The 12,507-nt window shown below is 65.7% G+C and carries 13 protein-coding genes; 3 read left to right on the top strand and 10 right to left on the bottom strand.

All coding sequences use genetic code 11. The annotated features are described in order from the left end of the window. The 4 genes from BM031_RS21195 to BM031_RS21180 all read right to left on the bottom strand — a co-directional run. The coding region (locus tag BM031_RS21195) for a DUF4372 domain-containing protein (protein WP_177207819.1) at window positions 1–190 on the bottom strand (190 nt) is incomplete at its 3' end. A gap of 178 nt (window positions 191–368) precedes the next feature. Further along, window positions 369–1,472, bottom strand: a complete 1,104-nt coding sequence (locus BM031_RS21190; protein WP_177207850.1) for a hypothetical protein — start codon at window positions 1,470–1,472, stop codon at window positions 369–371. 35 nt (window positions 1,473–1,507) lie between these two features. Further along, window positions 1,508–1,993, bottom strand: a complete 486-nt coding sequence (locus tag BM031_RS21185) for a hypothetical protein (RefSeq protein WP_091876543.1) — start codon at window positions 1,991–1,993, stop codon at window positions 1,508–1,510. A gap of 11 nt (window positions 1,994–2,004) precedes the next feature. After that, window positions 2,005–2,598 carry an RNA polymerase sigma factor gene (locus BM031_RS21180; RefSeq protein ID WP_229409102.1) on the bottom strand — a complete coding sequence of 198 codons (594 nt, stop codon included), beginning with the start codon at window positions 2,596–2,598 and terminating at the stop codon, window positions 2,005–2,007. Between the two features lie 105 nt (window positions 2,599–2,703). On the opposite strand from BM031_RS21180, the gene BM031_RS21175 reads away from it, so the two are divergent. Further along, window positions 2,704–3,090, top strand: a complete 387-nt coding sequence (locus tag BM031_RS21175; RefSeq protein ID WP_091876541.1) for a hypothetical protein — start codon at window positions 2,704–2,706, stop codon at window positions 3,088–3,090. A gap of 27 nt (window positions 3,091–3,117) precedes the next feature. Here BM031_RS21175 and BM031_RS21170 read toward each other — a convergent pair whose 3' ends face one another. The 6 genes from BM031_RS21170 to mepK all read right to left on the bottom strand — a co-directional run bounded on the left by BM031_RS21170 (window position 3,118) and on the right by mepK (window position 8,104). Beyond that, entirely contained in the window at window positions 3,118–3,561 is a 444-nt protein-coding gene (locus tag BM031_RS21170) for a thioesterase family protein (protein WP_091876540.1), read from the bottom strand. 15 nt (window positions 3,562–3,576) lie between these two features. Next, complete coding sequence (locus tag BM031_RS21165) at window positions 3,577–5,034, bottom strand: PQQ-dependent sugar dehydrogenase (protein WP_091876539.1); 1,458 nt, start codon at window positions 5,032–5,034, stop codon at window positions 3,577–3,579. 74 nt (window positions 5,035–5,108) lie between these two features. After that, complete coding sequence (locus tag BM031_RS21160; RefSeq protein ID WP_091876538.1) at window positions 5,109–6,407, bottom strand: M20/M25/M40 family metallo-hydrolase; 1,299 nt, start codon at window positions 6,405–6,407, stop codon at window positions 5,109–5,111. A gap of 44 nt (window positions 6,408–6,451) precedes the next feature. Next, the gene (locus tag BM031_RS21155; protein WP_091876537.1) at window positions 6,452–6,754 is read right to left on the bottom strand and encodes a hypothetical protein; all 303 of its coding nucleotides are present in this window, start codon (window positions 6,752–6,754) and stop codon (window positions 6,452–6,454) included. Beyond that, window positions 6,751–7,548 carry a hypothetical protein gene (locus BM031_RS21150; RefSeq protein WP_091876536.1) on the bottom strand — a complete coding sequence of 266 codons (798 nt, stop codon included), beginning with the start codon at window positions 7,546–7,548 and terminating at the stop codon, window positions 6,751–6,753. The genes BM031_RS21155 and BM031_RS21150 overlap by 4 nt, the downstream gene beginning before the upstream one ends. A 4-nt stretch (window positions 7,549–7,552) precedes the next feature. Continuing rightward, a complete protein-coding gene (gene mepK, locus BM031_RS21145; protein WP_091876535.1) occupies window positions 7,553–8,104 on the bottom strand; it encodes a peptidoglycan L,D-endopeptidase MepK in 552 nt (183 codons plus the stop codon). Window positions 8,105–8,291: 187 nt separating this feature from the next. Here mepK and BM031_RS21140 point away from each other — a divergent pair, with 187 nt between their 5' ends. Continuing rightward, on the top strand, window positions 8,292–9,416 hold the full coding sequence (locus tag BM031_RS21140; protein WP_229409101.1) for a PQQ-dependent sugar dehydrogenase: 1,125 nt from the start codon (window positions 8,292–8,294) through the stop codon (window positions 9,414–9,416). 165 nt (window positions 9,417–9,581) lie between these two features. Further along, window positions 9,582–12,362, top strand: a complete 2,781-nt coding sequence (locus BM031_RS21135) for a M16 family metallopeptidase (protein ID WP_091876533.1) — start codon at window positions 9,582–9,584, stop codon at window positions 12,360–12,362. The last annotated feature ends 145 nt before the right edge of the window (window positions 12,363–12,507 follow it).

The raw sequence follows: 12,507 nt of genomic DNA, 5'->3' as shown, positions 1-12,507 counted from the left end.
CGCCGAGATGGTAGTGATGCGATGCGTGCGCATTGAAGCCAGTTTCGAGGGCGCGCAAACTCGGCGCTCCGCTGGCCTGCGCATACACCATCGCCGTCATGTGATTCCAAGGCTTGAAGTGCTTGGTATATTTGGCGGCATTGTGGCGGGCGACTGCCTGATCGAAGGCAGCGCGGGGCAGCCCCTTCATTAATTCTTGAAATGTCGTTATGCTGTACATGGTTGCAGGTTTGGTTTTTAAGTCGGCAAACCGAGGTTAACCCTCGTAAACCAATGCCTGCAACCCCTCCTTGCTAAGTCAAGCAAATTATTCCGGACAGCAGTGCGCGCAGGCGGGAACGACGTTTTAAGGGTAACAAAAGAACCTTTTAGCCGTTCTTCTCCGCTTTCACCGCAGCAGCCGCCTTCTCCGCCGCCGCCTTCGCCAGCGCCGATGGATCCTTCACCGTGTAATCCGATGGCACGGCAAACAGCGCCGCTGCCGGTTCCTCGCGTTTCAGGTTCTCGAGGCGCAGCACGAAGTCGCCGGCGCGCGGGTCGGTGCGCTTCTGGTACACCACGGCCTGCAGCTCCGGCGAGGTCCAGGTCTCGGTGCTGACGACGATCGCATCGCGGTTGCCGATCTCGCCGGCCGGGATCTCGTAGCTGCGCTGGGTGCCGGTGGCTTTCACGCCGTTGAATTCGCGGGTGCCCAGGTCCTTGGTCTCGGCCTTGGTGGCCCATTTGTGTTCGCCGATGGCGCCGGCGATCATCGGCGCCACCCGTGCCGCGATGCGCGCCTCGGCGACCTCGGCGACGCGGATCTGCACGTCCTTGTGCTCGCCATTGGCCGAGCGTTCGACCTGCTTGACGATGATGCGTTCGCGTACGCCGTCCGGCAACTTGCCTTCCTTGCGCAATTCTTCGATCTTCAGGCGCGCCTGTTCTCCGGCGATACGGGCGTGGGCCCCGGCGGCGCGGGCTTCGCCGGCCGCTGCGCGGGCAGCGGCGCGCGCGGCGATGGCGGCGGCGCCCGGCGCCGACACCTTGATCGCGCTCTTGTCGCGCGGGCGCAGGATGTAGCGCACGCCTTCGACCGGATCGTGGATGGTCACGGTGACCACCTCGCCGTCCTGGTTGCGCACTTCGATGCGGGTGCGGCCGGCGCTGTCGCGGTAGCTCGTGGAGCTGGTCTTCCTGGTGATCTGGTTGCCGTCGCCCAGGGTCTGGGTCCGTTCCGACACCAGTTCGCCGCTGTAGGGCGCGTTCTTGACCACCCGGTCGCGCGGCAGGTGGATGACAGTCGTGTCCCCGCCAGTGACATTGGCCATGTTCAGCGCGTCGGCCAGGCGCAGGTGCATGTCGTCGCCGCCGGTACGGGTGACGATGCGGCGCTCGGCCTGCGGTTCCTCTTCGAACCCCATGTCTCCAGCGAGCGCGGGGCCGAAGGCGCAGGCAAGCAGTGCGGCAATCAAGATCTTTTTGGTCATCATGGCATCCTCTTGTGGGTAATGTTTTAGGTGCTAACTTAGTTGGCGGAACTGAGCCGCACGGCCAGCGGGTGGCCGTCAGCGGCGACAAGCATTTCGGCGCGCACGGTGTCGCCCGCGTTTCCGGGGCTCACCGGCATGCCGAGCGAGGCGAGGGCGGTGCGCGGCACGTCGGCTTCGAGCAGCTGCGCATCCGGTTCGGCTTCGATCCGCTCGAGCGAATCGAGGGCCACGAAGGCGCCGCCGTTGTCGAAACCGACCAGTGGCTGGCCGCCCACGCTCACCGCATCGTGCGGCGAGCGCGCCAGCAGCAGCACCACCACGGTCAGCGAGCACAGCGCGCCGGCGGTGCCCCATTGCGGCAGGCTCAGGGCCTGGTACCAGCGCCGCTTGGGAGCGAACTGGCGGGTGAAGGCCTGCATCAATTCCTTCTCGACGCAGCGCGGCGTATCGATGCCGGCCAGCTCGCTGCGCAGGGCGGCGAAGCAGGGGGTGAGTGCGTCGTGCGGGTCCGGGTTGTTCATCATTGACTCCATCAATTCGTGAGGCAGGCAGGGGCGTGCGCCCGGAGGCGCTTGGCCAGGGCCGCCCTGCCGCGCGACAGGCGCGAGCGGACGGTGCCGATGTCGACCTGGCAGACCGTGGCGATCTCCTGGTAGGACAGCTCATGCAGTTCGTACAGGATGACCACGTCGCGGTAGTGCGCCGGCAGCAGGCCCAGCGCGCGCCGCACTTCCTCGGCCGCCTCGTTGCCCAGCAGGCGGGCCAGCGGCTCGGGGCCGTCGCAGGCGATATCGAGTTCCAGCTCGCCGTCTTCGCCGGGCTCCGGCAGCGCCGCGTGGCGGTGGCGCGCTTCCTCCTGTTTCAGCACCAGGTTGCGCGCCACCCCGAACAGGAAGTGCTGCAGCTGCCCGCGCAGCGGGTCAAACGCGAAGCGCTTCGTCAACAGGCCCATGAAGGCTTCCTGCACCACGTCGGCCGCCGTGTCGGGCGAGCCGCAGCGCATCAGCGCGTAGCGGTACAGCGGACCCTGGTGGCGCCGGTACAGCGCCGTGAAGGCGTCGGCGCGCCCGGCGTGCATCTGGCGCAGCAGCTCGTGGTCGGCGGTGTCGGCGGTGAAGGTGGTCATGGTCGTCATCTTTACCTGTATTGCGACGACGGGGCCGGAAAGTTCCAAGTATTTTCGGGAAACTGCTATGGTGTTCGGTATCCCGCCTGGAAGGAGTGACATCGCATGCAACGCGTTATCGTGGCACTTGCCGCATTGGTGTTCGCCGCGAACGCCAGCGCCTGTCCGGCGCTCGATGCGCTGGTTAAACGCTACGGCATTTCCTTCGGTGGTTTCATGAAGCCGATACCGGCCGTGAGTGGGCCGGCATTCTCGGCCAATGGCCGCCTGGTGCGCGTGAAGCTGGCCTATCCGCCGCTGGTGAGCGACGGTTTCCGGCACACGTTGGTATTCGACACGGCTACCAGGAAGGCATGGATCCTGCGCACCGGCGGCTTTATCGGCGTGCGCGCATGGTATGGCCCGGTGGATGCGGGCGAGGGGAGACTGGAAGATTGCCGCTCCCAACCAGAACCGGAACTGGTCGTGCTGGAGCGGCCGAGGAAGGATTAGGCTGGCGTCGCCCCGGCGCAAGGACTGTCAATCGATCCAGTTCACCCGATCGAACTTGCCGCGAAAATCATCCGGCATCGCCACCACCTGGCTGCTCTTGTAATTGAAGAAAACAAAGCCCGACTTCGCCATCGCGATCAGCTTGCGGTCGCGCGGGCGCGTGACGCGGAAGGTGATGTCGCCGCCGTACTTGTTGAAGTCCATGACCCCCACCTCGAACAGCAGCTGGTCGCGCGCATGCGCTTCGGCGCGGTAGGTGGTCGCGAGGTCGGTGACGATGATGCCGGTGCCGTCGCGCTCGGTTTCGGCGACGCCGAACTCGAACAGGAAGCGCGCCCGGGCCTCGGAGATCATCGAGATCATCGAGTCGTTGCCGAGGTGGTTGGCGGCATTGATGTCGGTGACGCGCACCGACATCGGGGTGGAATAGTAGAACTGGTCTTCGGGGAAGGAAAGGAGTAAGCGTGCCATTTCTCTATTCTAACTTCATGGAGTGGGGGTTCGGCCAATTTTATAGACGCTGCCGCGCGAGCTCATGAGATACAACTCGCCCTGGCCGTCCTGCCCGAACGAGACCACGTTGCCGATGCCGCTGACGTTCCAGTCGCGCTGCTCGGTAATGCTGCCGCCGGTGGCGAGGAAGCTTTTCAGGAAGCCGCGGCAGTAGTCAGAATAAAAATAGCGCCCGGCCAGTTCCGGCATGGCGCGGCCACGGTAGACGAAGCCGCCGGTAATCGAGCAGCCGTTGGTGTCGTTGCTGCCGTGGTCGTACTCGAACACCGGCAGGACCAGGCCGCTGCGGTCGCAGGTGGCGGCGTTGTAGCACAGCGTGCCTTCCATCGTGTTCCAGCCGTAGTTCGCGCCGGCGGCGTCGGCCGCCGCGATATTGACTTCCTCGCGCCGGTCCTGGCCGACATCGCTCAGGTAGAGCAGGCTGCCGTCGAAGCTGAAGCGCCACGGGTTGCGCAGCCCGGCGGCCCAGATTTCGGCGCGCCGCCCGGCCTGGTTGCGGAAGGGGTTGGAGGCCGGGATGGTGTAGGGCTGGACCGCAGTGGCGGCGCTGACGTCGATCCGCAGCAGCTTGCCCAGCAGCGAATTGAGGTTCTGGCCGTTGCCATTGGGGTCGCCCGCGCCGCCGCCGTCGCCCGGGCCCAGGTACAGGAAGCCGTCGGGACCGAAGGCCACCTGGCCGCCGAAATGGTTGGTGAAGTTCGGGTGCGGGATGCGCAGGATCACGAGGCTGCTGGTGGCGTCGGCCAGGTTGGGATTGCTGCCGGCCGTGAAGCGTTCGATGACGATGTTCTGCTGCGGGTCGGTGAAGTAAATGTAGAAATAGCCGTTGCGCGCGTATTGCGGGTCGAAGGCCATCGACAGCAGACCCCCTTCGCCGCCGGTGAAGACGCGGCCGCTGATGTCGAGGAAGGGCGCCGACAGCAGGTTGCCGTTTTCCACGACGCGGATGCGCCCGGCCCGTTCCAGCACGAACAGGCGGGCGTCGCCGGCCGGGGCGGTGAGCCAGGTCGGGTTGTTGAGGTTGGTAACGACTTCGCTCAGGCTCACGCTGACGGTCGCGCCGCCATAGGCCACGGTGGCGGTGACGCTGCCGCCGGCGGTGACCACCGCGCTCTGGGTGGCCGGCGTGGGCGTGTAGGTGACGCCGCCGGCGGTGACGGGCGCGGCGGCGACGCTGTAGCTGCCCGCCGCGAGACCGGACAGGGTTTGCGAGGCGGTGAGGTCTTGCTGGTAATTATTGGGGCCGGTGACGCGCACCGAGGCGTTGACGCCGGCCGGCAGGCCGGTGGCCGCGACGACCAGCGCGCCGGTGGTGGCGCCCGGGTTCGGGTTCGGGAGTGGCGTGCCGCCCGTGCCGGGACTGCCGCCGCCCCCGCCGCAGGCCGTGAGGCAGAAAGTGAGTATGACCAGCAGATATGTCCACGCACGCATGACAGCCTCCGGGAACCAGCACATCAAGAACGTCCATTGTGCCAGCGAAGCCGTGCGCGCGCACGTCCGCTTGGCTAGCGTGTCAGGCGGTAGATCAGCAGCGCGGCGCGCACGGCGGAACGCTCGAGCGAGCCCAAGTCGACGTGCTCGCTGGGCGAGTGCGCCGCGCCGCCGCTGGCGCCCAGGCCGTCGAGGCTGTCGATGATGGGCGCGATGAACTGGATGTCGCCGGCGCCGCGCGCGGTCGGCGGCACCGCGCCCACGGCGCCCAGACCGGCATCGACGCTGGCCTGCGAATACAGTTCCAGCAGCTTCAGGTTGCCCGGCGTGACCGCCATCGGCGGGTAGGAATCGCGGAAGGTGATGCTGGCGCTGGCCCCCGGCAAGTGCTGGCCGACGATCTCGCGCATGCGGGCATGGGCCCGGTCGCGCTGGGCATAGTCGAGATAGCGCAGGTCGCCGCGCACCGTGACGGTGTTGGCAATCACATTGGTCTTGCCGGCCGCCGTGCCCTTGGCGTTGGCCTCGTCGAAGGCGACGTCGGTGCCGCCCAGGATCACGCCCGGGTTGAAGGTCAGGCCCGGCTCCACCACCGCCTGGCGGAAGCCGTCGAGGATGCGCGCGGCTTCGTACACGGCGCCGAAGCCGGCACTGCCGAACACCCCCTGCGAATGGCCCTGGCGGCCCTTGACGTCGAGATCGAAGGTGGCGGTGGCGCGGCGGCCGACGGTGGCCATGGCCTGGCCGCCAGGGCCGGTGATGGCGCCTTCGAAACTCAGGGCGACATCGCTCAGCTTGGCCAGTTCCACCATGTCGCGGCGCGAGACCTCGCGCGGGTAGCCGGCTTCTTCCTCGTCGCCGGTGAACAGGACGGTAATGCTGGTGTCGTCCAGCGCGCCGGCGCGGTGCAGGGCGCGCAGGGCGGCGATCACGACCACGTTGCCGCCTTTCATGTCGCCCACGCCCTGGCCGCGCGCGCGCTCGCCCTCGCGTTCCCACAGCGGGCCGGGGGCGTCGGTTTCAAAGACGGTGTCGAGGTGGCCGAGCAGCAGCAGGCGCTTGCCCTTGGGACCAGTGCGGTTGGCCACCAGGTGGCCGGCCCGGCCCATGGCCTGCGGCATGTCGATCCAGACGGTCTTGAAGCCGAGGGCGTCGAGTTCTTTCCGGAACACCTCGCCGGTGGCGCGCACGCCCGCCAGGTTCAGGGTGCCGCTGTTGATGCGCGCGCTGCGCTCGAGCAGATTGATCGCTTCCGGCTGCCACGCCTTGATCTCGTCGCCGATGCGTTGTTCGATGGGCGACAGGCCCTGGGCCTGGACGCCGGCCGACAGCAGGGCTGTCAATACGAGGGAGAGGGCAAGCGTACGCGGCATGTCGGCATCCTGGCAATGAAGATGCACAACTTTACTACGATCATCTATTGGGCGGGCAAGGCGGCTTCGCGCGTGCGGGTCTTGGTGACGAGGCCGGCAGGATTGATGAGGACGACAAATTCGCTGAAGCGTCCGCCGCTTGCCGGCGCCTGGTAGACCCAGGTTTCATAGCCGCTGTCGAACACCACGTGTTTCGTGGGGCCGAATGCCGCCAGCAATTGCGCCTTGGTCGTCGAGCCGGGAACGACGGTTTGCTGCAGCCGCTCGCCAGGTGCCTGCGTGCCCTTCGGGGCCGGCGTGCCGGCGCAGCCCGACAGGAGCAGCATCATGAACAGGAAGCGCATCATGGCGCGTCCTCCATATAGTCGAACTCGACCAGCGTATCGTCGGGCCAGCTCTTGTCCCAGATCGGCGCGTAAAAGGTGCGGTCGAGCATGACCTGGCAGTCGCAATACTGCAGGTCGGTCTTGCTCTGCTCGCCGCCGGCGTAGAGCATGTGGAAGGGCAGGGTTTCGACCCGGTCGCCGGCGCGCAGGCGCACGCCGAAGATGGGGCGGTCGGCGAAGAACAGGTAGTTGCCGTCGGGGCCGCCGCACACCTGCTCGGGAGAAGTAAGGGCGTTGGCGATCCAGGCAAACATGGGGGAACTGTTCGACACCAGGCCGGCCTCGACCCCGACCCGGCACTCCAGGCGCATGTCGCCCAGGCGCCGCGTGCCCGCAGGCAGGCCGGGGGTGACGATGAGGGCGCGCCAGGTCATGCTGGTGGTCTTGCGGTTGGCGAGCACGGCGGCGTCTTCGCGCAGCGCGGCCTCGCTGCGCGGCAGCACGAAGCTGTTGTCCGGCGCGACCGGCACGGGAATGCTGGCGCTGTCGCCGGCCACGCGCAGCGTGATGCCAGTCATGTCGACGGTGGGCAGGCGCGGCAGCAGCTGGAAGCGCAGCGGCGCGTTCGGCGCCAGGGCATGTTCGCGCGCGAAGCGCTCCATGCCTTTGATCATTTTTCTGTAGGATTTATCCACCGGATCGCGGGTCGATTGCACCGTGACGGTGGCGGCCTGTCCGGCGGCTTGCGCCAGGGCGGTCGCGGGCCCGGCCAGGCAGGCCAGGCCCAGCATGACGCGGGCAAGTTGCCGCGTCATGGTCTTACCAGTAACGCACGCGGCCGGTGTCCACGTGGACGAACTGCGATTCCGGGTAGTAGCCGACGCCGCCGACCTTGGCCGACATGGCGGCGCGCTGCAGCATCTTGAGGTCCTTGCCCGGGATGCGGATGTCGATCGCCTTCGCTTCCATATGCAGGCTGCGCTTGGCCACGCCACCGCTGGCCGAATGCAGCTTGGCATTCGATTCCGGCGAGCGGTAGCCCGAAATGATGTGCAGCTCTTTGTTGTTGTCCATCTTCTGGTTCACGGCAGTCAGCAGCAGCAAGAGTTCCGGATCCATGTCCGCAACCTTGTTGGTGCGATGGTCGCGCAGCACCTTGTTGATGTCCTTCAGCGCATCCTTGTCGAACTCGCCTTCGGCCCAGAACACGCGGTTCAGCTTTTCGCCGGTGTGCGTGTTGTACAGGCGCAGTACACGCTCGCCTGGAGCGGCTGATGCATTATTGGCAAAGGTATCGGCAAATGCGGGGAGGCTGAGGGTGGGTGCTGCGAGGAGGAGGGAGGACTTCAGGAATGCTCGGCGTTGCATCATCGGATGGGATCCTTATGGCTGGTTCGCTCAAATGTGAATTCTACGCTCCTTGTGTTAAACGTGCAGACAAAATGAAGCAAAATGCGGCATTTAACCTACAATGTTAATGCTTTGACCAATCCCAGGAGATATTTCCATGACGAGTTATCAACGAACGTTAGCACAACGGCAAATTGTCGTTGCCACCTTGTTCACGACGCTTGCGGGATTGGCATCCGCGCAGGCCATTCAACCGGTGGCCGAGCCGCCGGCGGCCAAGGGCTGGCGCGCCGAAACCGTCGCCGACGGCCTGCCGCAGCCCTGGGGCATGGCCTGGCTGGCCGACGGCCGCCTGCTCGTCACCGGCAAGAAGGGCACGCTGCATCTCCTGAACGGCAAGCGTTTCGAGAACATTGCCCTTGAAAGCCTGCCGGCACTGTTCACCGGCGGCCAGGGCGGCCTGCTCGACATCGCCGTGCATCCGGCCGACAAGGGCCCGAATCCCCGCATCTACCTGACCCTGGCCAGCGGCACCCAGGACGAGAACCGCACGGTGCTGGTCCAGGGCGTGTTCGACGGCAAGCGCGTGCATGGCATCAAGACCATCTTCACGGCGTTGCCCGCGAAAAGCGGCGGCCAGCACTTCGGCTCGCGCATCGTGTTCCTGAAGGACGGCACGCTGTTGATGAGCATCGGCGATGGTGGCAACCCGCCCCAGCGCGTGGGCCCGATGCTGGCGCGCGACCAGGCCCAGAACCTGGGCAGCCACAACGGCGCGATCCTGCACCTGACTGCCGACGGCAAGCCGGCTGCCGGCAACCCGCTGGCGGGGCAACAGGGCGCGCTGCCCGAGCTGTGGAGCATCGGCCACCGCAACATCCAGGGCATCGCGGTCGACCCGCAAAGCGGCCGTGTCTGGGCCAGCGAGCACGGCCCGCGCGGCGGCGATGAAATCAACGCCATCGAAGCCGGCAAGAACTACGGCTGGCCACTGCAGAGCTACGGCCTGGACTACAGCTCGCGCGAGCCGATCGGGACCAAGGTGGTGCCGGGCATGGTGCAGCCAATCGTCGTGTGGGTGCCGTCACCTGCGCCATCCGGCCTGGCGTATTACACCGGCAAGGCCTTCCCGCAATGGCAGGGCAGCCTGTTCAGTGGCAGCCTGGCGGGCGAGGACATCCGCCGCGTGGCGCTCGATGCGCAGGGCAGGGTGACGCGGCAGGAAAAGCTCGCCATCGGCAAGCGCGTGCGCGACGTGCGCCAGGGGCCGGATGGGCACTTGTATGCGATTACGGATGAGACCAACGGCAAACTGTTGCGAATCGTCCCATGACATGCAACGCGCATGGATTCCTCGCCCATGCGTAATTTGTTCTTTGTTGCAATACCAAAAGCTGCCTAGAATGCAAGGATCGACCACGCCGGCTCGCACCGGCTGTTCGGTTTGCGGCAACCCGCCGTATTCCATCCGACCCGGATGATCCTTTGGAGGAGCACCATGGCAGTATCCGTTCGTCGCAGTATCCAGCTGGCCGCAGCGCTTGCGCTTGCCTCCGGCATGTCCGCCGTGCAGGCGGCCCCGGCCAAACAGTCCAGCACCCCGGACATTCCTATCCCGAATGTCCCGTACACCAAGTTCACGCTGAAAAACGGCCTGACGGTACTGGTCCATGAAGACCACAAGACACCGGTGGTGGCGGTCAATACCTGGTACCACGTGGGTTCCAAGAACGAGAAAGTCGGCAAGACCGGCTTCGCCCACCTGTTCGAACACCTGATGTTCAGCGGCAGCGACAATTTCAAGAAGGCCACCTACATCAATGCGATGGAAGGCATCGGCGCGACCGACCTGAACGGCACCACCAACCAGGACCGCACCAACTACTTCCAGAACGTGCCGACCTCGATGCTGGACTATGCGTTGTTCGCCGAGAGCGACCGCATGGGCCACCTGCTCGGCACCGTCGACCAGAAGAAGCTCGACCTGCAGCGCGGCGTCGTGCAGAACGAGAAGCGCCAGGGCGAGAACCAGCCGTATGGCGTGGCCTATGAGCTGCTGGTGAATAACACCTACCCGGCCGGCCACCCGTATTCCTGGACCGTGATCGGCAAGATGGAAGACCTGGACGCGGCCTCGATGACCGACGTGCAGGACTGGTTCAAGAAGAACTACGGCCCGAACAACACCGTGCTGGTGCTCTCCGGCGACATCACGCCGGAAGTGGCGCGCCAGAAGGTCGAGCAGTACTACGGCCACATTCCTCCGGGCCCACCGCTGGCCAAGCACCAGGAATGGATCGCCAAGCGCACCGGTACGCATCGGACCACCGTGCAGGACCGCGTGCCGCAGGCGCGCATCTACCGCACCTGGAACACCCCGGGTGCGAACACGCCGGAAGAAGCGCAACTTGACCTGGCCGGCCTGGTGCTGGGCGGCGGCAAGACCTCGCGCCTGTACAAGCGCCTGGTCTACAAGGACCAGCTGGCCACCAGCGCCAATGCCAGCGCCGACGGTTCGGAAATCGGCGGCCAGTTCGACCTGACCCTGACCGCGCGTCCCGGCGCCGACGTCGCCAGGATGGAACGCATCGCCGACGAAGAGCTGCAGGCGCTGATGAAGAACGGCCCGACCGAGGCGGAGCTGCGCCTGGCCAAGACCACCATCCTGGCCCGCTACACCCGCATGGTAGAACGTGTCGGCGGTTTCGGCGGCAAGAGCGACCTGCTGGCCTCGTGCCAGACCTATACCGGCAATCCGGACTGCTACAAGATCTACCTGCAGCGCATCAAGGACGCGACCCCTGCCAGCGTGAAGAAAGCCATGAACACCTGGCTGGCCGACGGCGACTTCGTGCTGCAGGTCGACCCGTACCCGACCGCGCTGGTGGCCGGCAAGCCTGGCATCGACCGCAGCAAGGAACCGATGCTGGGCAAGCCGATGTCGCTCAAGCTGCCGGAACTGCAGAGGACCACGCTGTCGAACGGCATGAAGGTCGTGCTGGCCGAGCGCCATGACGCACCGGTGGTGAACTTCCAGCTGCTGCTCGACAGCGGTTATGCATCGGATGCGGCCGACAAGCCGGGCGTGGCCAGCCTGGCCATGCGCATGCTCGAAGAAGGCACCAAGACCCGCAAGTCGCTGGAAATCGGCGAGGAGTTCGCGGGCCTGGGCGCGCAGTTCGGCGCCGGTTCCAACCTCGACTCCTCGTTCGTGTACATGAACACGCTCAAGGCCACCTTGCCGCAGGCACTGGGTGTGTACTCGGACCTGGTGCTGAACCCGGCCTTCCCGCAAAACGAGTTCGAACGCCTGCAGAAGGACCGCCTGGCGGCGATCGCGCGCGAGAAAACCGTGCCGCAACTGATGGCGCTGCGCGTGCTGCCGGGCCTGTTGTACGGCAAGGAGCACATCTACTCGCGTCCGTTCACCGGCACCGGCACCGAGGAATCGGTCAAGCGCATGACCCGCGAGGACCTGGCCAAGTACCACGCCACCTGGTTCAAGCCGAACAATGCGACCCTGATGATCGTGGGCGATACGACCCTGGCCGAGATCAAGCCGCTGCTGGAGAAATCCTTCGCCGGCTGGAAGGCGGGCGAGGTGCCGAAGAAGGTCTTGTCCAACGTCGCGCCGATCGACAAGAGCGTGGTATACCTGGTCGACCGCCCGGGCGCGCTGCAGAGCGTGATCGTCGGCGCCCAGCTGGCCCCGCCGAAGAACAGCCCTGACTCGCTGCAGCTCGACATCGTCAACGACGTCTTCGGCGGCACCTTCAGCTCGCGCATCAACATGAACCTGCGCGAAGACAAGCACTGGTCGTATGGCGTGAACAGCCAGCTGTATGCGGCCATTGGCCAGCGTCCGTTCGTGAGCATGTCGCCGGTGCAGACCGACAAGACCAGCGAAGCGATGAAGGAACTGGTCACCGAGTACCGCAACATCGCCGGCGGCAAGCCGATCACGGCCGATGAGCTCAAGAGCGCGCTGGACAACAACACGCTCGGCCTGCCGGGCAGCTTCGAGACCGCCGGCCAGCTGACCACCGCGTACACCAACATCGTGCAGTACGGCCTGCCGGACGACTACTACAACACCTTCACCGGCAAGGCGCTGGCGATGACCCCGCAGTCGGCCAACGCCCTGGCCGCCCGCAGCTACTCGCCGGACCGCCTGGTGTGGGTCGTGGTGGGTGACATGAGCAAGATCGAAGCGGGCGTGCGTGCGCTGAATGTCGGCGAAGTGCGCAAGATCGATGCGGATGGGAATCCGGTGAAGTAAAACTGGGGATGGCTACTGAGGCCATCCTTTTGACGCAAAACCCATGCACGTCATTCCCGCGCAGGCGGGAATCCAAGTTTGCCAGCGTTTCGATAACGCGAACAGAAATTGGGTCCCTGCCTTCGCGCGTACGACGTGCTGCTGG

This window comes from Massilia yuzhufengensis, from assembly GCF_900112225.1.
Taxonomy (GTDB): Bacteria; Pseudomonadota; Gammaproteobacteria; order Burkholderiales; family Burkholderiaceae_D; genus Telluria; species Telluria yuzhufengensis.
Note: the sequence above shows the minus strand (reverse complement) of the source record. Positions and strands in the feature narration are given on the sequence as shown.

Excerpts from the sequence above, each read along its gene's own strand:
- BM031_RS21155 (WP_091876537.1), bottom strand. The coding sequence starts at position 6,754 with ATGATGCGCTTCCTGTTCATGATGCTGCTCCTGTCGGGCTGCGCCGGC.
- BM031_RS21185 (WP_091876543.1), bottom strand. The coding sequence starts at position 1,993 with ATGAACAACCCGGACCCGCACGACGCACTCACCCCCTGCTTCGCCGCC.
- BM031_RS21150 (WP_091876536.1), bottom strand. The coding sequence starts at position 7,548 with ATGACGCGGCAACTTGCCCGCGTCATGCTGGGCCTGGCCTGCCTGGCC.
- mepK (WP_091876535.1), bottom strand. The coding sequence starts at position 8,104 with ATGATGCAACGCCGAGCATTCCTGAAGTCCTCCCTCCTCCTCGCAGCA.
- BM031_RS21170 (WP_091876540.1), bottom strand. The coding sequence starts at position 3,561 with ATGGCACGCTTACTCCTTTCCTTCCCCGAAGACCAGTTCTACTATTCC.
- BM031_RS21190 (WP_177207850.1), bottom strand. The coding sequence starts at position 1,472 with ATGATGACCAAAAAGATCTTGATTGCCGCACTGCTTGCCTGCGCCTTC.
- BM031_RS21160 (WP_091876538.1), bottom strand. The coding sequence starts at position 6,407 with ATGCCGCGTACGCTTGCCCTCTCCCTCGTATTGACAGCCCTGCTGTCG.
- BM031_RS21135 (WP_091876533.1), top strand. The coding sequence starts at position 9,582 with ATGGCAGTATCCGTTCGTCGCAGTATCCAGCTGGCCGCAGCGCTTGCG.
- BM031_RS21165 (WP_091876539.1), bottom strand. The coding sequence starts at position 5,034 with ATGCGTGCGTGGACATATCTGCTGGTCATACTCACTTTCTGCCTCACG.
- BM031_RS21175 (WP_091876541.1), top strand. The coding sequence starts at position 2,704 with ATGCAACGCGTTATCGTGGCACTTGCCGCATTGGTGTTCGCCGCGAAC.
- BM031_RS21180 (WP_229409102.1), bottom strand. The coding sequence starts at position 2,598 with ATGACCACCTTCACCGCCGACACCGCCGACCACGAGCTGCTGCGCCAG.